The organism is Psychrobacter sp. YP14, assembly GCF_003209315.1.
GTDB classification, from domain to species: Bacteria; Pseudomonadota; Gammaproteobacteria; order Pseudomonadales; family Moraxellaceae; genus Psychrobacter; species Psychrobacter raelei.
Genome location: NZ_CP029789.1, coordinates 2480869 through 2502460, shown reverse-complemented (window position 1 = coordinate 2502460; position 21592 = coordinate 2480869). Strand labels below are relative to the sequence as shown.

Genomic DNA, 21592 nt, shown 5'->3' with positions numbered 1-21592 from the left:
AAACTTACTATATAGGTAACTCTACCAAAGCTGAGCTGTGCGCAATCAAAAGTGTGTTTAAATAGTGATATAAACAACAGTTTTTTTGAGTTTTGGCTTGACCTAAATGTAAAAGGGTATATACTACGCAGCTCTGTTAAGAGCAAAAACAAGTTTTGAAAAAACTGATTAGAAATAAGCAGTTGAAAGCTAACTGGATTATTTTGATTTACTGCATTATTTTGATATAAAGTATACAGCGCCAAGCTGAATGACAAAAAATCAAATAAAACGAAAAAAGCCCTTGACTAAGAAAATAAAGCGTCTATAATACGCACCTCATCGGGACAGCGGGATTGATAATCAATAAGATTTAGAGATTGTTACCTGATGAAACGAATTAAAACAAAAGCTTGACACATACCGAATTGATGGTATACTGGATAGCTCGCTAAGTAGGAAAGCAAATTGCTTAAACTTCTCTTAGTGTGATTAACTTAATACGGACGACGTAATAAGTCAACTATTTAAAAGCTAAAATCAAAGAACAACTTGTGTGGATTTTTGCTGATTTAGGATGCTAAAAATTAAAGTTGGGGCTTACTCTTTTCGGGTAAGTGACTAACTATAAAAATTATCATTCTTTAATAGCAGAAAAACTCGAAGTTAATTCATTATATGAAACATACGGAAAAGCAATTTGCTAGTATTGAATGAGCCAAGTTTAGAAGCTTCTTTAAAGAGCTTCATAGCAAGATTAAACTGAAGAGTTTGATCATGGCTCAGATTGAACGCTGGCGGCAGGCTTAACACATGCAAGTCGAGCGGTAACAGGAGAAGCTTGCTTCTTGCTGACGAGCGGCGGACGGGTGAGTAATACTTAGGAATCTGCCCAGTAGTGGGGGATAGCTCGGGGAAACTCGAATTAATACCGCATACACCCTACGGGGAAAAGGGGGCGCTTGCGCTCTCGCTATTGGATGAGCCTAAGTCGGATTAGCTAGTTGGTGGGGTAAAGGCCTACCAAGGCGACGATCTGTAGCTGGTCTGAGAGGATGATCAGCCACACCGGGACTGAGACACGGCCCGGACTCCTACGGGAGGCAGCAGTGGGGAATATTGGACAATGGGGGCAACCCTGATCCAGCCATGCCGCGTGTGTGAAGAAGGCCTTTTGGTTGTAAAGCACTTTAAGCAGTGAAGAAGACTCTATGGTTAATACCCATAGACGATGACATTAGCTGCAGAATAAGCACCGGCTAACTCTGTGCCAGCAGCCGCGGTAATACAGAGGGTGCAAGCGTTAATCGGAATTACTGGGCGTAAAGCGAGCGTAGGTGGCTTAATAAGTCAGATGTGAAATCCCCGGGCTTAACCTGGGAACTGCATCTGATACTGTTAGGCTAGAGTAGGTGAGAGGGAGGTAGAATTTCAGGTGTAGCGGTGAAATGCGTAGAGATCTGAAGGAATACCGATGGCGAAGGCAGCCTCCTGGCATCATACTGACACTGAGGTTCGAAAGCGTGGGTAGCAAACAGGATTAGATACCCTGGTAGTCCACGCCGTAAACGATGTCTACTAGTCGTTGGGGAACTTGATTCCTTAGTGACGCAGCTAACGCAATAAGTAGACCGCCTGGGGAGTACGGCCGCAAGGTTAAAACTCAAATGAATTGACGGGGGCCCGCACAAGCGGTGGAGCATGTGGTTTAATTCGATGCAACGCGAAGAACCTTACCTGGTCTTGACATATCTAGAATCCTGCAGAGATGCGGGAGTGCCTTCGGGAATTAGAATACAGGTGCTGCATGGCTGTCGTCAGCTCGTGTCGTGAGATGTTGGGTTAAGTCCCGCAACGAGCGCAACCCTTTTCCTTAGTTACCAGCGGTTTGGCCGGGGACTCTAAGGATACTGCCAGTGACAAACTGGAGGAAGGCGGGGACGACGTCAAGTCATCATGGCCCTTACGACCAGGGCTACACACGTGCTACAATGGTAGGTACAGAGGGCTGCTACACAGCGATGTGATGCGAATCTCAAAAAGCCTATCGTAGTCCAGATTGGAGTCTGCAACTCGACTCCATGAAGTCGGAATCGCTAGTAATCGCGGATCAGAATGCCGCGGTGAATACGTTCCCGGGCCTTGTACACACCGCCCGTCACACCATGGGAGTTGATTGCACCAGAAGTGGGTAGCCTAACTTTTAGAGGGCGCTCACCACGGTGTGGTCGATGACTGGGGTGAAGTCGTAACAAGGTAGCCGTAGGGGAACCTGCGGCTGGATCACCTCCTTATTGACGCATCCGGTCAGCAAGAATTCACAACAAGTTGTTCTTTGATTTAGCAAGCTCTTAAGGGTCTGTAGCTCAGCTGGTTAGAGCACCGTGTTGATAACGCGGGGGTCATAAGTTCAAGTCTTATCAGACCCACCACTTATAATACGGAAAGCACTAGAGAATCACAGATTCTCTCTTGCGAAGCTAAAATGTGCTCCCAGCACATTTATATACGCTTCTCAGGGGCCATAGCTCAGTTGGTAGAGCGCCTGCCTTGCACGCAGGAGGTCAGGAGTTCGACTCTCCTTGGCTCCACCATATTGGATACAGATTTAAGAGTGAAAAGATATAAGCCAGAATTAAGCAATTGATAAAACGATTACTTACTTCTGTTTTATACAGAGAAAATATGACGATCTGATGAAGACGTTATTACTATTTAAAAACATAGATATGAGTTGTAATATGGTTAGACGATGAATCATTCACTGAGCCATTGTCTAACCAGTAACCAACCTTTTAATGACATCAGTTGTTATCCCAAGGGGTTGGTTACAAAGTAAAGAGAACTGAATCAAGCGTAAATTATCAAGGTGATATCGTTATAATTACAGACTAAAGACCCTTTGGGGTTGTATGGTCAAGTAATTAAGCGCACATGGTGGATGCCTTGGCAGTCAGAGGCGATGAAAGACGTGACAGCCTGCGATAAGCTTCGGGGAGGCGGCAATATCCTGTGATCCGGAGATTTCTGAATGGGGAAACCCACTTAGCGTAAGCTAGGTATCCTAATTTATTAGGAAGCGAACGAGGGGAAGTGAAACATCTCAGTACCCTTAGGAAAAGACATCAATAGAGATTCCCCTAGTAGCGGCGAGCGAACGGGGAGGAGCCGACGGATTTATATGTAGAAGAACAGTGTGGGAAAACTGGCCATAGTGGGTGATAGCCCCGTATTCGAAACATATAATGAAGCATATTAAGTAGTGCGGGACACGAGAAATCCTGTATGAAGATGGGGGGACCATCCTCCAAGGCTAAATACTCCTGACTGACCGATAGTGAACCAGTACCGTGAGGGAAAGGCGAAAAGAACCCCTGTGAGGGGAGTGAAATAGAACCTGAAACCGTGTGCGTACAAGCAGTGGGAGCACCCTTGAGGTGTGACCGCGTACCTTTTGTATAATGGGTCAGCGACTTATATTCTGTAGCAAGGTTAACCGTTAGGGGAGCCGTAGGGAAACCGAGTCTTAATAGGGCGTCTAGTTGCAGGGTATAGACCCGAAACCGAGTGATCTATCCATGAGCAGGTTGAAAGTGCCGTAACAGGCACCGGAGGACCGAACCCACTGTCGTTGAAAAGCCAGGGGATGACTTGTGGATAGGGGTGAAAGGCTAATCAAACTCGGTGATAGCTGGTTCTCCCCGAAAGCTATTTAGGTAGCGCCTCGGACGAATACCATTGGGGGTAGAGCACTGTTTCGGCTAGGGGGTCATACCGACTTACCAAACCGATGCAAACTCCGAATACCGATGAGTAATATCCGGGAGACACACGGCGGGTGCTAACGTCCGTCGTGGAGAGGGAAACAACCCAGACCGCCAGCTAAGGCCCCAAATTCCTAGTTAAGTGGGAAACGAAGTGGGAAGGCATAGACAGCTAGGAGGTTGGCTTAGAAGCAGCCATCCTTTAAAGAAAGCGTAATAGCTCACTAGTCGAGTCGGCCCGCGCGGAAGATGTAACGGGGCTCAAACTAGGAGCCGAAGCTGCGGATTTGAAAATTGTTTCAAGTGGTAGGGGAGCGTTGTGTAAGCCTGTGAAGGTGTATCGTAAGGTATGCTGGAGGTATCACAAGAGCGAATGCTGACGTGAGTAACGATAATGCGAGTGAAAAGCTCGCACGCCGGAAGATCAAGGGTTCCAGTCCAACGTTAATCGGGGCTGGGTGAGTCGACCCCTAAGGCGAGGCCGAAAGGCGTAGTCGATGGGAAATCGGTTAATATTCCGATACTTGTTTATGATGTGATGGAGGGACGGAGAAGGTTATGCCAGCCTGGCGATGGTTGTCCAGGTGGAAGGATGTAGGTAGACGGCTTAGGCAAATCCGGGCTGTTAATACTGAGATCTGATAGCAAGCTGTACTTGTACAGCGAAGTGGCAAATACCATGCTTCCAGGAAAAGCTTCTAAACTATAGTCATAAACGAATCGTACCCTAAACCGACACAGGTGATCAGGTAGAGAATACCAAGGCGCTTGAGAGAACTCTGCTGAAGGAACTAGGCAAAATGGTACCGTAACTTCGGGAGAAGGTACGCTGTCGATGGTGAAACCCTTGCGGTGTAAGCTATTGACAGTCGCAGATACCAGGCTGCTGCAACTGTTTATTAAAAACACAGCACTCTGCAAACACGAAAGTGGACGTATAGGGTGTGATGCCTGCCCGGTGCTGGAAGGTTAATTGATGGGCTTAGCGTATGCGAAGGTCTTGATCGAAGCCCCAGTAAACGGCGGCCGTAACTATAACGGTCCTAAGGTAGCGAAATTCCTTGTCGGGTAAGTTCCGACCTGCACGAATGGCATAATGATGGCAGCGCTGTCTCCAGCAGAGACTCAGTGAAATCGAAATCGCAGTGAAGATGCTGTGTACCCGCGGCTAGACGGAAAGACCCCGTGAACCTTTACTACAGCTTTACATTGAACTTTGACCTGACTTGTGCAGGATAGGTGGGAGGCTTTGAAGCAGATACGCCAGTATCTGTGGAGCCATCCTTGAAATACCACCCTGGTCATGTTGGGGTTCTAACTCAGGTATAACAATACCGAGGACAATGTATGGTGGGTAGTTTGACTGGGGCGGTCTCCTCCTAAAGAGTAACGGAGGAGTACGAAGGTGCGCTCAGAACGGTCGGAAATCGTTCATAGAGTATAAAGGCAAAAGCGCGCTTAACTGCGAGACCCACAAGTCGAGCAGGTACGAAAGTAGGTCTTAGTGATCCGGTGGTTCTGTATGGAAGGGCCATCGCTCAACGGATAAAAGGTACTCTGGGGATAACAGGCTGATACCGCCCAAGAGTTCATATCGACGGCGGTGTTTGGCACCTCGATGTCGGCTCATCTCATCCTAGGGCTGAAGCAGGTCCTAAGGGTATGGCTGTTCGCCATTTAAAGAGGTACGCGAGCTGGGTTTAGAACGTCGTGAGACAGTTCGGTCCCTATCTACCGTGGGCGTTGGAAATTTGAGAGGATCTGCTCCTAGTACGAGAGGACCAGAGTGGACGAACCGCTGGTGTTCGGGTTGTCATGCCAATGGCATTGCCCGGTAGCTACGTTCGGATTGGATAACCGCTGAAAGCATCTAAGCGGGAAGCCAACCTCAAGATTAGATTTCCCTTAAGAGCCGTTCAAGACTAGGACGTTGATAGGCAGGGTGTGGAAGCGCAGTGATGCGTGTAGCTAACCTGTACTAATTGCTCGTTTGGCTTGACCATACAACACCCAAGTGGTTTTGTATAAGCTATAATTATTTCGATATCACCCTGATAATCATTTATAAATAATCACTTATAAACAGTGACTTGATTCAGGTTCTTGATATAATAGTCAAATCAAAGTTAAGCTTACCCTTAACCAACTCATATCTATACCCCCTTTGCTGACGACAATAGCACGATGGAACCACCTGATCCCTTCTCGAACTCAGAAGTGAAACATCGTCGCGCCAATGGTAGTGTGGTTCGCCCATGTGAGAGTAGGTCATCGTCAGCTCCCTATACCTAAAAGCCCCCATTCATCCGAATGGGGGCTTTTTCCTTTGCCGAGGGTTTTTATTAGCGGTGCAACATACCAATAAAGGGGTTGTTTAGAAATTAGTGGTAAAATACAGTAATCTTTATAAGCTTTATGAGTACTCAGATGGCCATTGATTTATCTAATACCCTTATTGTTGCAATCTCCGCAACCGCACTTTTTGACTTAAATGAATCCGAAACCTATCGTGAGCAGTTAATTAAAAAAGATCCTCTAACTGCTGCCCAAAGTTTTAGGGAGTATATGTATGAGCGTGAAAATGAGCCATTAGAGACTGGCGCTGGCTTTCCGTTGATTGAAGCCATTCTTAATTTGAATAAATGTGCTCAAAATACCAGTGACAGCAGTTATCAAAATAACGCTCCTTTAGTTGAAGTGGTGATTATTTCAAAAAGCTGTCCTGAGACAGGCATTAGAGTGCTGAATGCTATACGGCAGCGAGGTCTGTGCATTACGCGTTCCGCCTTTATTTCAGGTGCGAGAGTGGCGGATTATATTGCAGATTTTAAGGTGGATTTGTTTTTGACCACAAATCGTGAGGATGCTCAAAGCGTGGCTGACGCTCAAATCTGCGCTTGTGCTATTTTAGACGCTACTCCTGTTAATACTTTTAAATTAGACACAGATCAATTACGCATTGCCTTTGATGGTGATGCGGTGCTATTTGATGATTCAGGTGAGTTGCTATATAAGCAAAAAGGACTTAAAGCCTTTCATGATAGAGAGGCTAAGATGGCGGACTTACCCATCGAAAAAGGGCCCTATGCAGATTTACTGATTAAGTTGTCGGTGTTGCAAAGAAGATTGCCAAATTTAGAGGCGCAGCAGCCCATTCAGATTGCACTAGTGACCGCACGGAATTCGCCCGCTGATTTGCGTGCTATCAAAACTTTGCGGCAATGGGGCGTTACGGTTGATATGGCTTTCTTTTTAGGGGGGCTTGAGAAGACGGCTGTTCTTAAGAGTTTTGCCCCACATATTTTCTTTGATGACTCTATTCAGCATATTGAGGCCGCTAGAAATTATGTGCCTTCAGGTCTTGTACCATACCATTCCACCTCGAAGCTACACTCACACACTTGGCAACTGACCGAAAAATAGCCGTTAACAGAGGCGCTTTTACGCCATCTATGACTTTTGATACGGCATGACTTATGAATTGGCAAAGAATCTTTAGATTAGTCGGGCAGCGCATTCAGCAAGTGTTTGGCTTGTATGCCTTCATGTTGATCCCTATTTGGGGCATGTTTTTTATCAATAGGTTGGTGCTGTTTGATTACTGGAATGCTTTTGGTATCGTACCACGCACTTTAAGCCTTGGTAGCTTGATAGGGATTACCTCCTCTTGGACCATGCATGATGGCTTCGCGCATCTGATGGGCAATACGTTGGTGTTGGTACAGATTTTATTTTTGTTTGGTATTTTTGAGCGCAATGCTTATCGCACTATGGTTAAGCTCATTATTGGCTCAGGCTTGATGACTTGGGGGCTTGGCTCTCCTTTTTCGATTCATATTGGTGCTTCAGGTCTGATTTTTGCTATGTTGGGCTATATGGTTGGTGGTGCATTTTTTGCTAGGCGTTGGGGCTATCTATTGGCCTGTGTGCTGATGAGTGCCAGTTATTGGCTGATTCTTAAAGAGGGGCTAATGCCGCAAGCCGGTATTTCTTTTGCTGCTCATTTTGGTGGTCTGTGTATTGGACTGCTATTAGGCGCAAATTCTAAGCATTATTATGGTCAGGCTTACTAACTGACTGATTAATGTAGCTTAGGTTGAGTATGTTGGGCAGCAGCCTTGAAAATTTGTTACACTAACGCTTATATATGCCTAGTGTTACTGCTTATAATTGATAGCAGTTAATACAGCGCTTTTGTTGGTTTGTAGGGAGTAGATGCATGGCAGAACGTTCAGCCAAGCAGTTAGGGTTAAGTAAGGCGGATTTACCCAATTCGATTATTGAAGTGATTGCCACTTTAAACAAGGGTGGTTTTGATGCCTATATTGTCGGTGGCGGGGTTCGCGATACACTTTTGGGCTTAAGTCCAAAGGATTTTGATGCCGTAACTGATGCCAGACCGCATGAAGTAAAAGACTTATTTGGCAAACGTTGCCGTATTATCGGTCGCCGCTTTCAATTGGCGCATGTGTATTCTGGCCGTGACATGATTGAAGTGGCTACTTTTCGTGCGCCACCAACGGGAGATGCGCATGCCACCAGTGATGGCATGATTGTGCGTGATAACGTCTGGGGCGATATCGAGCAAGATTTTGCGCGCCGTGATTTTTCTATCAATGCCATGTACTATCAGCCTTTAAAAGGCGTGGTACATGATTTTTGTAATGCCTTAGACGACATCAAAAATAAGACCCTAAGATTATTAGGTCATGCGCCTTTGCGTATTGAAGAAGACCCCGTTCGTCTGCTACGTGCCCTACGTTTTAAAGCAAAGTTGGGTTTTGAGTTTGATGAAGAGCTGTCCAATCAGTTTCATGATGAAAATTGGGCGCTGTTAGATCAAGTGTCTCCGCACCGTCTGTATGATGAATCACAAAAAATGTTTACCGGCGGCTATTTGGTCCCTTTATTGCCCTTATTATTTGAATATGGTGCCATTCGTCATTTGATTATTTATCCACCACAAGCGCCCACGCGATTGGTTAATCAAGTGGCCATTAATACCGATAAGCGTATTGCTCTGGGCAAAAGTATTAATCCAGCGTTCTTCTATGCCGCTTTGTTGTGGGAGAATTATTTGCATCAATTGGCTAAGTTTAAAAAGAAAAACATGCCTTTTCATGATGCACAATTGCAAGCAGCAAGTAAGGTCATTGACCGTCAACGGGTAAAAACAGCCATTCCTCGTTTTGCTGAGCAATTTATTCGTGATATCTGGGTTATGCAGCCCAAGCTTGCCAATCCTAGAGTAAAGCAGATCCCACAGTTGGCCGAGCACCCTCGTTTTCGCGCTGCGTTCGACTTTTTATTATTGCGTGAGCAGTGTGATGATGAGCTCAATCCTTTATCTGAGTCGACCAATGGCATGGGTGAGTGGTGGCAGACTTACCAGACCCTATCTGAAAAACAAAAGCAGCAAGCCATTGATAACTTTGCAGGTGATGCGCGCCGTGGCAGCGGTAAGTCAGGTCGCAATCGTAGCCGTAATAGAAATCGCATCGAGGAGCAAAACCCAATAGACGCACAAGCCAATACTGAGGCCACCAATAGCTATAAGCCAAAAGTGCCCAAACACAAGGCAGCGCTTGATTCTACGCCAAAAGACGCTGCTCAAGATGATCGCTATGTAGAAGAAAGAGCCCAGCTTGAGAAGCTGTCATTAGGTAACTTAGTGAGTGAGCAGTCGCCCAAGCACAATCAGCCAAGCCCACTATTTACTATTAATGCTGAAAAAATGGCCAAACAAGTGCCGCAGCAGCCAGGTATTGAGGCGCAGGCAGAGTTACAGGCTACCAGCGTACAAAATGAGGTAGAAAGTAAAGCAGCAGGGCGCACCGAGACTGCCTCTAAACCTGCTAAAGCTAAGAATTCTCAAAAGCAGGAGCCTCAAAAGCAGGAAGCTAAGCTAGATCAGGCTACCGCTAAAGTTCAGTCACAGGCCGTGCTATTGCCTAAGTCTGAACCAGTACCTGCCAAGCGCCGTCGTCGTCTACCCAGTCAAGAGATGAGCCAGTCTGAACAAGCGCAGGCTAAGCTCGCTACCGCTCAGCCGTCATCCACTAAAGCCGACGTAACACCAGCTGCTAACAACGCCGCTTCTGCCGACGCTAAGTCTGCCAAAGCAAAAAAGCCTGCCAATAACAGTAACAGTAAAGCTGCTGAGACATTAGTTGAGGTCCCCGCTAATAGCGAAACGAGAGTTGATAGCGAAACCAGAAAGGCTAAGCCGGAAGTAGCAAAAAAACGGTCAAAGCCGGCAGCAACCCTTGATGTGAATAGTCTAATTGCAAAAAGTGAGCGGGTTCCTGCCACACGTCGTCGTCGTCAACCAAGCTCGATGCTTAGTGTGAGCGAAACAAGCCAGTCGTAACTTTTGTTAAGCATTTGGAAGAGGATAACCACTAATATGGTCAATCTGTCTGAGTCTCGAGCTTTAAAAACCTGCTACCTTGGACTCGGTGGCAATCTAAGCAATGAGCTAGGTACGCCCAGTGAGCATATTGCTAAGGCCATAGCCAGCTTAAGTGCGCATCCACAAATTGAGCAAGTGCGTGCCTCTTCGTTATATGCCTCTAAGCCTATGGGGCCCCAAGATCAGCCGGATTTTATCAATGCTGTGGTCGAGCTGCAGACCTCGCTTAGCGCGCAGCAACTGTTAGAAGTGTGCCAACACTTAGAGCAACAAGCACAAAGAGTACGCCTACGCCGCTGGGGTGAGCGCAGCTTGGATGTGGATGTGCTGCTTTATGGTGATGAGAGTGTATCGACGCGTACGTTAACTGTGCCGCATCCAGGGATTAAACTGCGTAATTTTGTGCTTATTCCTTTAGCTGAGCTCAATGCTAAGCTTGTGATACAAGGTGAGCTGATAACTGATTTGGCACCCACTCATGACTGGACGGGACTGACCCGTTTGGATGACAATCCTTCTTAACCTCTCATTTCAATCAGTACCGCTATACCAGCGCGCACTTCTTTGTTCTTACCCATTTTGCCTAGGTACTTTCTATGATTACTTTATCCACTTTAAAAAAATACAAAAAAGAAGGTCGTAAGTTCAGCTGCCTAACTTGCTATGATGCTATGTTTGCAAAAATGATGCAAAATGCTCAAGTAGATACCATCTTAGTTGGAGATAGCTTAGGCATGGTGGTGCAGGGTAATGACTCAACCTTACCTGTAACGGTAGAGGATATTGTTTATCATACTGGCAATGTGAGTCGTAGCAATAAACATGCCCTTATCCTAGCTGATCTGCCTTTTATGAGCTATGTCACAGTAGAAGATGCCATTGCCAATACGCGCAAAGTGATGCAGGCTGGTGCTCAAGTTATTAAGCTTGAAGGTGGGGCAGAGCTGAGCGAGATGGTAACCACATTGACTAAGGCAGGCGCCCCTATCTGTGTACATTTAGGCTTAACACCGCAGTCAGTAAACGTATTTGGTGGCTATAAAGTGCAAGGTAAAAGCGATGATGCGGCCGCTAAGCTTATGAGCGATGTTCATGCTGTGGTCGCGGCGGGCGCCTCACTGATCTTGTTAGAATGTGTTCCAGCCTCCTTGGCCAAAGCGGTAACTGAAGCGGTGGACGTGCCAGTGATTGGCATTGGTGCAGGTGCGGATACTGATGGTCAAGTACTGGTGATGCATGACATGCTGGGCGTGACCCACGGGCGTACTGCTCGCTTTGTCCATGATTTCTTGACTGATGAGCGCAATCAAAAAAGTGAATACGCCGGCAGTGTGGAAGGGGCTTTTGCTTTGTTTCATAACTCAGTCATTGAAGGCAGCTACCCTCAAGCTGAGCATCAGTTCAATTAGTTAATTTCGGACAACAGTTATGACGATCACATTTAACACCATCCAAGATCTTCAGCAAGCGTTGCATCCGCTTCGCACGGACAAAAAAATCGCCCTAGTGCCTACCATGGGTAATTTACATGACGGCCATATCTCTTTAGTAAAACTGGCACAAGAGCACGCAGATGTGGTAGTGGTCAGTATCTTTGTTAACCCTACTCAGTTTGGTGTAGGGGAAGACTTAGACAGTTATCCACGCACGCTTGAGGCCGATACCCAAAAGCTGACTGAGGCTGGGGTAGATTATATTTTTGCGCCAAGCGTGGAGGAGATGTATCCTGTCATGCCGCCGCCTACTCAAGTATTAGCCGGTGCTATCAGCCAGTATTTATGTGGCAAGTCACGTCCTACACATTTTGATGGGGTCGGCATTGTGGTGACTAAGCTGTTTAATATCGTGCAGCCGAATGTGGCAGTATTTGGCAAAAAAGACTATCAGCAATTGGCCATCATTAAGCAATTGGTGCGTGACTTAAGTTATAACATTGAAATAATTGGCGCGCCTTTGGTGCGGGCAGTAGATGGATTAGCTTTATCATCTCGCAACCAATATCTTACCGAAACAGAGTGTCAGATTGCACCGATGTTAAATCAACACCTGAGTAAATTAGCTCAAAAACTTAAAAATACCCCTATCGCTAATAATCAACAGCTACAGGCCTTAATCGAAGACACGATAGCACAAATAAATAATGCAGGCTTTAGGGTGGATTATCTTGAGGTTAGCAATCAAGATTTGAGCAAGATTACGGACTTTTACGGTCAAAAGCAGTGGGTTATCGCTGTAGCAGCCTGGCTTGGCAAGGCGCGCTTACTCGATAATCAAGAGGTAAATGGCTAAGTGCCTAAGCGCCTAAGCGATGATAACCTTGGGTCGTTATTATCTGTCGTATCATAAAATAGGGAGCAAGCTTTATGTCGGCCAATGAGTCTGTGGTAACTGCTGACTTAGAACCAAGAGTACCTTCGACAGGCGGTGTGGATGTACTTATCGTCTCAGGGCGTTCAGGCTCGGGCAAAACGTCAGTGCTTAATATCTTAGAGGATTTGGGCTATTATGTGATTGATAATATGCCGCTGTCTTTGCTCTCTGATGCCGCCCATAAGCTTACCGAAGATGGCGGTATTACTAATCTGGCGTTAGGGGTAGACATACGCACCTTAAAGGCAGATTCGGCCAGCTTCTCAGCCATATATGACACTTTGCTAAACAGCTATGGGCCTGATAAAGTCAGAATTATGTATGTGACGGCTCAAGAGTCGGTATTGGTGGCTCGATTTGCTGCTACTCGCCGTGTACATCCTCTAATGGCAGTTAATGATTACGAAATCAAAAACCTGCCCAGCGCGATCATAAAAGAGACTGAAACGCTGCGTCCGATATCGGGCAATGCTGATATTACCATTGATACCAGTCAGCTGAACATTCACCAGTTAAAAGAGTTGGTACGCGAATATGTGGGAGCGGACAATCAAATCACGGTGAATATTTTGTCTTTTGGGTTTAAATATGGCGTGCCTATTGATGCAGACTTCGTGTTTGATGTGCGTATCTTACCCAATCCGCATTGGGAGCCACAGCTTCGCGTCAAAACTGGCAAAGATACCGAAGTGGCAGAATTTTTTGCCAACTTTCCCCAAGTTGAAGAGATGAAGCAAGATATCTATCGCTATTTGGACCGCTGGCTACCTGAATTTTTGCATAACAATCGTCACACAGTGACAGTCGCCGTAGGCTGTACAGGCGGTAAGCACCGATCAGTGTTTCTTGCTGAATCCTTATATAGCATGTTAAGTGAGAGCCTACCACGTGAGATTAAGCTGATGGTTAAGCACAGAGAAAAAGCGCACTGGAAAGCCTAAAAGATACGGTCTTATATCGCATAAAGACAACATGCTAAAAGTATCGCCTATAGCACCACTGCCTGCCGAATTGGCAAAAATAGCAGGTGATAATATTAGGAAAATTGCGGCGCTATGAACGTTTTAGCCCCAGCCGCGCAAGTTTATTTATTAATAATTTGAGAGTTTTATGATTGATTGGTCCGAACATGATATGCGAGTTTCTCGCACTGAGCTAAAAAAAGCACACGAACGCTTACAACAGCTGTCTGTGCCCTTAGCTGCATTATCAAAAAAACAGATGAAAAAGCTGCCAACCACTGAGTATTTTTTGGCAGAATTGATGGCTTTAGCCGACATAACCAGTGCGAATGCTCGCAATCGTCAAATCAAGCGTGTGGGTAAACTGATCAGTGAGGAGGATCGTCATGCCTTGGTAGATGCTCTATTTCAAATCCGCTTTAGTCATGAGCAGGCGGCTAAGATTGAAGGCTGGTTCACCCGCTTAAACATCCATGATGAAGGCACTCTCAAACAGTTTGGTAAACAGTTTAAAGCCTCTGAGCGCAACAGCGTTTATCAGCTATTATTGTGGATTGAGTATGCCAAGCACATGAATGATGATGAGCTGCTGCAAGAATCTGAAGATGATTTAATGAGCTATATTAAAGAGGTTGCCATTTTAACTCAGTTAGCTTAGCAGGCTTAACGTATCTAAAACGACTCTAGCTTTATCACGTCGTAAGCGGGCGTCTCATAAGGATGCGCCTGCTTTAAAGCCTCTATAACGGCTGTTATCTTATCTTTGGCCACCACCATCTCGACCCGCCACTCATTTACTTGCTCTATATGGTTTTGCTGACCGATGTGCGGCTGACTGCCTGATAAGGGCATAAACTGCCCTGTGCCTTGCACCTGCCAACAGCAATGAGAGTAGTTACCAATATGACCAGCACCTGCCTTAAATAAAGCGGCCTTGACTGCTTGTAGATCAGAATCTGGTATAAACACGGTTAGTTTGTACATAAATAGAGACTCCTTAAGGGTTTATTATAAGACTTAAATGGGGTCGTTAACTATAGATGCCCCCACACAGTGCAAGGCGAAAAAAAGGCCGACTATAAATTACTCATAGTCGGCCTTTTTTACACATTAGCAGTCATTTTTAGTTCATTGGAACGCCGATACGTTGAGCCACTTCTTCATAAGACTCGATAACATCGCCTAGGCTCTGACGGAAACGGTCTTTGTCTAGTTTTTTCTTGGTTTCTTTGTCCCAAATACGGCAGCCATCTGGAGAGAACTCATCCCCTAATACGATGCGGTCTTGGAACACACCAAATTCAAGTTTGAAATCAACCAACATCAAACCGCCTGCATCAAACAGCTCTTTTAGCACGTCATTAACCTTGAAGGTAAGCTCTTTCATTTTTGCTAATTGCTCAGGTGTCGCCCAGCCTAAAGATACAGACAATGATTCGTTAACCATAGGGTCACCTAGCGCATCATCTTTGAAAAACAGCTCATAAGTGGGTGGTGTAAGAGGCTGTCCTTCTTCTAGACCTAAGCGGCGTACTAAGCTGCCGGCAGCAAAGTTACGTACCACACACTCTACAGGAATCATCTCTAAGCGTTTTACCAATACTTCATCATCAGAAAGCTGTTTTTCAAAATGAGTTTCAATACCGGCTTCAGCAAGCTTTTGCATGATAAACGCATTAAAGCGGTTATTCACTTGTCCTTTACGGCCTAACTGTTCGATGCGCTCACCGTTAAAAGCTGAGGTGTCATCACGGAAATGAAGTATCAGATAATCAGAGTTCTGTGTTTCATAAACAGATTTGGCTTTGCCTTTGTAAAGGAGGTCTTGTTTTTGAAGCTGCATGATTTAAGTCCTATGCAAATAGCTAAGTGGGATAAGTATCTTAGCTAAGAGGGGGTTGAAAAGGGTAATGTGAGTGCAACCAATCGCGCGACTGGGCGCATAAACGCAGGGTATAGTGTACTAAATTAGAGCATCAGACTAGTTAGAATCAGACTCAATATCGCCAGATTTTTGTCCCAGTACTTGACGATAAGGCGGTGGTAGCTCGAAGCGTTTACCAGACTCATTTTCAAGATCAAGCGTATTTACCCCAACAGCGGGTGTGGCATAAAGTGGAACAAATGGGCCTGCTTCTAGGTCTGCAGGCAATTGAATTGGATCAAGTTTTTCAGCTTTTTGGTAAGCCAAGCTGCCATCATCAACCTTACCAAATACGCCTTTGGTGGCTTGGCATCCTGATAGAATAGCCAGACTACTCGCACCGACAATGAGCAGTTGTATAGCGGTGCTAAGAGCAGCATTAACCGGCTTTGGTGAAGTTTTAGAAAGTTGGGTTTGGTGCATGGGAAATCCTTTGTCAGTGGCGCTTTATGCAAACCCAGCGTGGGTAATTGGCATAAAACAGCCACTTATCTTCAAAAGTACTATGTATCAAAGTACAGGCGTTGAAACGGTTGGTCGTAACCATTGATCTTAGTCGTAACCATTGATCTTAATAATGGGTATAACTGCTTTAAATCTAGTCAATCAAACCGGCAGCTCGTAAACCGGCGTCCACTTGGTCATGAAACTTCTCATTTAACCACACCATAGGTAAGCGGATGCCTTTCTCAATTTTGCCCATTTTATTTAAAGCATATTTGACCGGAATGGGGCTTGATTCAACGAACATAAGTTTGTGCAAAGGCTCAATGCTGTCATGCACCTTTTTGGCCGTTTCAAAGTCACCTTTTAAGGCGGCACTAAATACATCACTCATCGCTTTTGGCACAATGTTAGCCGTTACTGATATATTACCTTTGGCACCATGTTTCATCAGCTCTAGCGCCGTGCCATCATCACCTGATAACACCACAATACGATCACCTAAAGCATCAATTAATAGCTTGCCACGTTCTACCGAGCCGGTGGCATCTTTTATGGCGACAATGTTGTCAAAATCTGCCAAACGCTCTACGGTCTCTTGAGCAATATCGACCACAGTACGTCCTGGCACATTATAAAGCATTTGCGGCATATCTACAGCCTCAGATATCGCTTTATAGTGCTGGTATAACCCCTCTTGAGTGGGCTTATTATAATAAGGCGCTACTAAAAGGGCGCAATCGGCGCCGGCTGCTTTTGCCTCAGAGGTTAGGTGAATTGCCTCTTGAGTATTGTTGGCACCAGTACCTGCTATTACGGGCACTCGGCCATTTACGTGTTTCACAAAAAAGTGGATAACATCACTGTGTTCTTGCATAGATAACGTGGCTGACTCTCCGGTGGTACCTACGGCAACCAAGCAGTGAGTGCCTTGTTCAATTTGCCAGTCAATCAGATTGGCTAAGCGCGGGTAATCTACTTCGCCATTGGCTTTCATTGGGGTTACTAAGGCAACCATTGAGCCTTGCAGTTGGGTTTTAAAGTCAGAATAGCGGTTACTCATAATATTGCCTTGTTATTTTAACTAATTTGTTTTAACTAATGTTATCTGAACTCGTTTGGCTCACCCTAAGCGGCGTAAAACTGAGTTGGGTTAAACTGTGTGGACCACAGTTTTGAAATTGCAATACTGATGTCAATTAGTGTAGCACAATCTAGCCTGCGCAATCATCAAGCTATTTTACGTCTAAATGTAGCACAGTGATACCATGAGCGGCATAAAAAACATGAATAAAAGATGAATTCTTTTTTACCCATGCGGCAAATACCCAATTAGCTTACCTGTCTGTTGTGACTCCTTACAAACTGTAGTTTTGTGTGCTAAGCAAGTGTGGTTTAATTAAAGGACATTTTAAGCCATATTTTAAGGCCCACTTGCCTTTTTTATTGATGCCCTATTTTTTAAAGGATGAAGCAACATGAGCTCTGATACTGCCTCACAGGACAACCGTCCTTATGGCATCATACTTTACGGTGCCACCAGTTTTGTTGGTCAATTGACTGCCGCTTACTTACATCAGTTTTTATCACAGGCTAATAAGGATAACGCCGACTCAGTCAGATGGGCCATCGCCGGACGTAATCAAGATAAGTTAACTCAGGTCAAAGATCAGGTGGGTGATAGCAATTTGCCCATTTTAATTGCCGACAGTGAAGACGCACAAAGCTTAGATGCGCTGGCCTCTAAAAGCCGCGTAATTATCTCAACAGTTGGCCCTTATCTTAAATATGGTGAGCCATTAATTAAAGCCTGTGTGGACAATGGTACCGATTATGTTGACTTAACCGGTGAGGCTATTTTTATCAAAGCCATGCTTGATAAATATCAGTCTGCCGCTCAAGCGTCGGGCGCTCGCATTGTTAACTCATGTGGCTTTGACTCTCTGCCTTCTGATTTGGGCGTGCTTTTTACCCAAAATTATGCCCAGCAGACATTAAACGCGCCTTGTCATACTATTCATATGCGTGTCAAAGCAGCCAAAGGCGGCCTGTCAGGCGGTACGTTTGCTTCGATGGCCACCATATTAGAGGAAGTCGGTACCAATAAGGCCGCGCGCAAATTATTGGCCAACCCTTATGTGTTAAATGATGACCCAAAGCGCCCCAATGTTCGCCAAAATAGTGTAAAAGTACCTGAGTGGGATGCGCAGAATAAGCGCTGGCTGGCACCATTTATCATGGAGTCTATCAATACCCGCGTGGTACATCGCAGCAATCAGCTACGTGGCTATGAGTATGGCCGCGACTTTAAATATGATGAAGCGATGTGGATGCCATCTGGACTAAAAGGTCGCTTGCTAAGTTATGGCTTAGTGGCGGGTATGGCCGGATTTGCTGCAGGCATGATATTTAAGCCCACTCGTGATTTGATTAACGACAAGCTGTTACCACAATCTGGTGAAGGTCCAAATAAACAAGAGCGAGACGAGGGTTACTTTGATATTCGCTTCTTTGGTGAGGGCAGTCATGGCAAGCAGGTGTTGACCAAAGTAACCGGCGATAAAGATCCTGGATACGGCAGCACTTGCCAGATGTTATCTCAAAGTGCGCTTTGTTTACTACAAGATATCTCAAAGCAAGAAATAACAGGTGGGTTTTGGACGCCGGCGTCATCAATGGGCGAAAGATTAATCGAGCGTCTACAGGCGCATGCTGGTATCACATTTGAGGTGCTGTAAATCGCTGTCAATCACAGTTAGGCTAGCTGTGATCAGCTTTTATGGACAGTCATATTTATGAATATTTATAACAGTCACGCATAAAAATACCCCACAAGTTGTGTGCAACTGATGGGGTATCGTTTAATGGGCGGCTCTATTTGATTTTAGATATTGATTGCAAAGCAGCAATGAATGCTAGGTTATTTTTTTAACCCGGCTTGCTGTAGCAAGGCACCGAGTGAGCCTACTTTAGCCTCTTCAGCTTTGGGCTTAGCAGATTTGCTAGGCTTTGGCTTATCACTGCGGGTATTGGCAGTACGAGCGGCTTTATTGGCAGGTTTAGCACGACTATTTTTGCGCGCCTTGGCCGGCTTAGTCGCAGCATTCTCAGCGTTTTTGTCAGTACTGCGCTGCGGGCTAGTAGCACGTTTGGCCGAAGCGGCATCTTCTGATTTCATGCTAAAGCCGATACGATTGCGTTTGGCATCAATTGAAATAACGCGAACGCTGACGATATCACCGGGTTTAACCAAGTTCATGGGGTCTTCAACAAAGTCGTTGGCCATCTCAGAGATATGCACTAAGCCATCTTGATGTACGCTAACATCCACGAAGCAGCCAAAACCAGTCACATTGGTAACCACGCCTTCAAGCTGCATGCCTTCTTCTAGATCGCTTACGCTGTTTACGTCGTCTCTAAACTGAGCTGTTTTGAACTCAGGGCGAGGGTCATGAGCAGGCTTAGCAAGCTCTTGTTTGATGGCGGCAATGCTGATGTTGTCATCGTTGGCTGCGTCAATACCATCGGTGCTTAGCGTATTGATAAGGCTGTCATTACCCAGTACGTCAGCAATTGACTTGCCAGACTTGTCTAATATGGCTTTCACCAAGTCATAGCTCTCTGGATGCACACCGGTAGCATCCAGCGGCTCTTCGCCATCACGAATGCGTAGGAAACCCGCTGCTTGTTCAAAGGTTTTTACCCCAAGTCTGGGCACATCTTTTAGCTGCTCACGGTTAGTAAATGCACCATGTTCTTTGCGGTAGTTGACAATTTGCTGAGCGACGTTACGGTTTAGACCGGCAATGTGGGCTAAGATAGCAGGGCTTGCGGTATTGACATCCACACCCACTGCGTTCACACAGTCTTGCGTCACTTTATCTAAGCTGTCAGACAGCTGAGCTTGGTTCACATCATGCTGATATTGACCCACGCCAATGGCTTTTGGCTCAACTTTAACCAGCTCTGATAAGGGGTCTTGTAGACGGCGGGCGATAGACACTGCACCGCGGATAGAGACGTCTAAATCAGAGAGCTCATCACTGGCAAGCTCGCTGGCAGAATACACAGAAGCGCCTGATTCATTGACCACGACGGCTTTGGCTGTGATGGTCTCATCGGCTTCAATCAGCTCTTTGATCATGGCATCGGTTTCACGGCTGGCCGTGCCATTGCCGATTGCCACAAGCTCTACCTGATGGTCTTTTAACAGCTGAGCAATAGTTGCTTTAGCCTCATCCATTTTATTATCGGGGGCAAATGGATAGACTGTCGCGATGGCCGGCTTACCTTCGCCATCTTGTATGACTTGACCTTGTGCATCGATCACCGCCATTTTTACACCATGACGAATACCAGGATCCACACCTAAAATAACTTTACGGCCGGCAGGGGCGGCCATTAATAGGTGCTGTAAGTTACTGGCGAAGACATCAATAGCATCAGCTTCTGCGGCCAGACGTTTTTCGGTCAATAAGCGGTGCTCTAAATGCGGGCGCCACTTATCCTTCCACAAGCTGTTGGCAGCAGTTATTAAAAAGTCATGACGCTCTTGAGGCTTGGTATTTTCAAGCTCAAATTTATTGATAACTTTATCGACAAAAGGAGTATCTTCACCATCGACTTTAAGCACCAATACATTTTCTTGACGACCACGTAGCATCGCAAGCAGGCGATGATTGGGCAGGCGTGCTAAGCTTTCGCTATGCTCAAAATAATCAGCGAACTTCTCACCCACCTCACGTTTTTCGTCAGAAGCTAGGCTTGAATTGATAGTGGCAGTTTTAGCAAAACCGCTACGTAAGTTATCAAGTAGCTCAAGCTCTTGGGTCCAGCCATCGATGATAATGGCTTCCACGCCGGCTAATTGTTTTTCGGTATCTGAAAAATCAACGTCAATCTCAGCGCCGGTATCATCAGTGATAGTCTCAGGCAGACTGTAATCGCTTAGGGCGTCAAGTGGCGTGACTTCATTATTAAGTAGAGTTTTAGCAACCTTATCCAGACCTGCAGCACGGGCTTTAGCAGCCAATGAGCGGCGGCGAGGGCGATAAGGCAGGTAGATGTCCTCTAATTCAAGCTTAGAGGTGGCCTGCTCAATTCGAGATTGCAGCGCTTCGGTTAAGTTACCTTGGCTTTGCAGTAGCTCAAGAATCTTAGCACGACGTGAGGCCATGTCACGCTCGTAGTTTAAACCTTTTTCCAAAGCACGTAATTGGCTGTCGTCTAAGCCTTGTGTTTTTTCTTTACGATAACGAGCGATGAACGGCACCGTAGCACCTTCGTCGTAAAGCTTAACAAACGCATCGACTTGCGCAGGCTTAATACCCAGCTCTTTTGCAAGCTTATTATGGATGTTGGCAATGACATCAGCCGGCAAATTGCTGCTGCTTTGGCTGGTAGGGGTGTTGGCAGTTGTAGTATCGGTTTGGTTCATATCCGTATCGAAGTTAAGAAATGTGGTTGGCATTATAGCAAAAGCTGAGATAATAAAAATGGTTTTGCTTATTAATGTTTATTTATGTGATTTTGTCTGCTTAAATTAACAAACACATACAGCATTACTATGTAATAAGTGTGTAATTTCTTGCGTAATCTTATACACTAATTAATTGCTACAGTTTATCTGCTTTATGTGGGTAATAAAAGCCGACGCTTGGTGTCATTAAATACAGATACTATATCGTCTAAAGATGGTTTATTAAAAGCACCGTCATTATCAGACAAACGTAACTGC

The 21592-nt window shown here is 45.6% G+C and carries 14 protein-coding genes, 2 tRNA genes and 3 rRNA genes; 14 read left to right on the top strand and 5 right to left on the bottom strand.

Annotated features, from left to right (window positions below; all coding sequences use genetic code 11):
• The first annotated feature begins 738 nt into the window (after window positions 1-738).
• The 13 genes from DLE54_RS10235 (at window position 739) to yjgA (ending at window position 14145) form a co-directional block, all read left to right on the top strand.
• A 16S ribosomal RNA gene (locus tag DLE54_RS10235) occupies window positions 739-2273 on the top strand.
• A gap of 61 nt (window positions 2274-2334) precedes the next feature.
• Window positions 2335-2411 (top strand) — tRNA-Ile (locus DLE54_RS10230).
• An 86-nt stretch (window positions 2412-2497) separates the two neighbouring features.
• Window positions 2498-2573, top strand: a tRNA-Ala gene (locus tag DLE54_RS10225).
• A gap of 320 nt (window positions 2574-2893) precedes the next feature.
• A 23S ribosomal RNA gene (locus DLE54_RS10220) occupies window positions 2894-5746 on the top strand.
• Between the two features lie 163 nt (window positions 5747-5909).
• Window positions 5910-6023: ribosomal RNA gene (gene rrf, locus DLE54_RS10215) — 5S ribosomal RNA — on the top strand.
• Together the 16S, 23S and 5S rRNA genes with 2 tRNA genes alongside form the textbook arrangement of a ribosomal RNA operon.
• A gap of 147 nt (window positions 6024-6170) precedes the next feature.
• Entirely contained in the window at window positions 6171-7166 is a 996-nt protein-coding gene (locus tag DLE54_RS10210) for a 5'-nucleotidase (RefSeq protein WP_110817077.1), read from the top strand.
• Window positions 7167-7219: 53 nt separating this feature from the next.
• Window positions 7220-7816 (top strand): rhomboid family intramembrane serine protease, encoded by a 597-nt coding sequence (locus DLE54_RS10205; protein WP_110817076.1) that lies wholly within the window; start codon window positions 7220-7222, stop codon window positions 7814-7816.
• A 146-nt stretch (window positions 7817-7962) separates the two neighbouring features.
• Window positions 7963-10113 (top strand): polynucleotide adenylyltransferase PcnB, encoded by a 2151-nt coding sequence (gene pcnB / locus DLE54_RS10200; protein WP_110817075.1) that lies wholly within the window; start codon window positions 7963-7965, stop codon window positions 10111-10113.
• A gap of 36 nt (window positions 10114-10149) precedes the next feature.
• Window positions 10150-10677, top strand: a complete 528-nt coding sequence (gene folK / locus DLE54_RS10195; protein WP_011961345.1) for a 2-amino-4-hydroxy-6-hydroxymethyldihydropteridine diphosphokinase — start codon at window positions 10150-10152, stop codon at window positions 10675-10677.
• A gap of 74 nt (window positions 10678-10751) precedes the next feature.
• Window positions 10752-11564: a 3-methyl-2-oxobutanoate hydroxymethyltransferase gene (gene panB / locus DLE54_RS10190; RefSeq protein WP_110817074.1), complete on the top strand. Its 813-nt coding sequence runs from the start codon at window positions 10752-10754 to the stop codon at window positions 11562-11564.
• Between the two features lie 19 nt (window positions 11565-11583).
• The gene (panC, locus tag DLE54_RS10185) at window positions 11584-12444 is read left to right on the top strand and encodes a pantoate--beta-alanine ligase (protein WP_110817073.1); all 861 of its coding nucleotides are present in this window, start codon (window positions 11584-11586) and stop codon (window positions 12442-12444) included.
• 74 nt (window positions 12445-12518) lie between these two features.
• Window positions 12519-13466, top strand: a complete 948-nt coding sequence (gene rapZ / locus DLE54_RS10180; RefSeq protein ID WP_110817072.1) for an RNase adapter RapZ — start codon at window positions 12519-12521, stop codon at window positions 13464-13466.
• A 169-nt stretch (window positions 13467-13635) separates the two neighbouring features.
• Complete coding sequence (yjgA, locus tag DLE54_RS10175) at window positions 13636-14145, top strand: ribosome biogenesis factor YjgA (RefSeq protein WP_011961341.1); 510 nt, start codon at window positions 13636-13638, stop codon at window positions 14143-14145.
• 14 nt (window positions 14146-14159) lie between these two features.
• On the opposite strand, the gene cutA is transcribed toward yjgA, so the two are convergent.
• From cutA to dapA, 4 genes are all read right to left on the bottom strand, one after another.
• On the bottom strand, window positions 14160-14471 hold the full coding sequence (cutA, locus tag DLE54_RS10170) for a YqfO family protein (RefSeq protein ID WP_011961340.1): 312 nt from the start codon (window positions 14469-14471) through the stop codon (window positions 14160-14162).
• A gap of 139 nt (window positions 14472-14610) precedes the next feature.
• Window positions 14611-15330 (bottom strand): phosphoribosylaminoimidazolesuccinocarboxamide synthase, encoded by a 720-nt coding sequence (purC, locus tag DLE54_RS10165; protein WP_110817071.1) that lies wholly within the window; start codon window positions 15328-15330, stop codon window positions 14611-14613.
• A gap of 138 nt (window positions 15331-15468) precedes the next feature.
• The gene (locus DLE54_RS10160) at window positions 15469-15834 is read right to left on the bottom strand and encodes a hypothetical protein (protein WP_011961338.1); all 366 of its coding nucleotides are present in this window, start codon (window positions 15832-15834) and stop codon (window positions 15469-15471) included.
• A 175-nt stretch (window positions 15835-16009) separates the two neighbouring features.
• Window positions 16010-16918: a 4-hydroxy-tetrahydrodipicolinate synthase gene (gene dapA / locus DLE54_RS10155; protein ID WP_110817070.1), complete on the bottom strand. Its 909-nt coding sequence runs from the start codon at window positions 16916-16918 to the stop codon at window positions 16010-16012.
• Window positions 16919-17333: 415 nt separating this feature from the next.
• Between dapA and DLE54_RS10150 the strand changes: the two genes are divergently transcribed.
• Complete coding sequence (locus tag DLE54_RS10150) at window positions 17334-18593, top strand: saccharopine dehydrogenase family protein (RefSeq protein WP_110817069.1); 1260 nt, start codon at window positions 17334-17336, stop codon at window positions 18591-18593.
• A 182-nt stretch (window positions 18594-18775) separates the two neighbouring features.
• On the opposite strand, the gene DLE54_RS10145 is transcribed toward DLE54_RS10150, so the two are convergent.
• Window positions 18776-21292: a Tex family protein gene (locus tag DLE54_RS10145; RefSeq protein WP_110817068.1), complete on the bottom strand. Its 2517-nt coding sequence runs from the start codon at window positions 21290-21292 to the stop codon at window positions 18776-18778.
• Window positions 21293-21592: the final 300 nt, after the last annotated feature.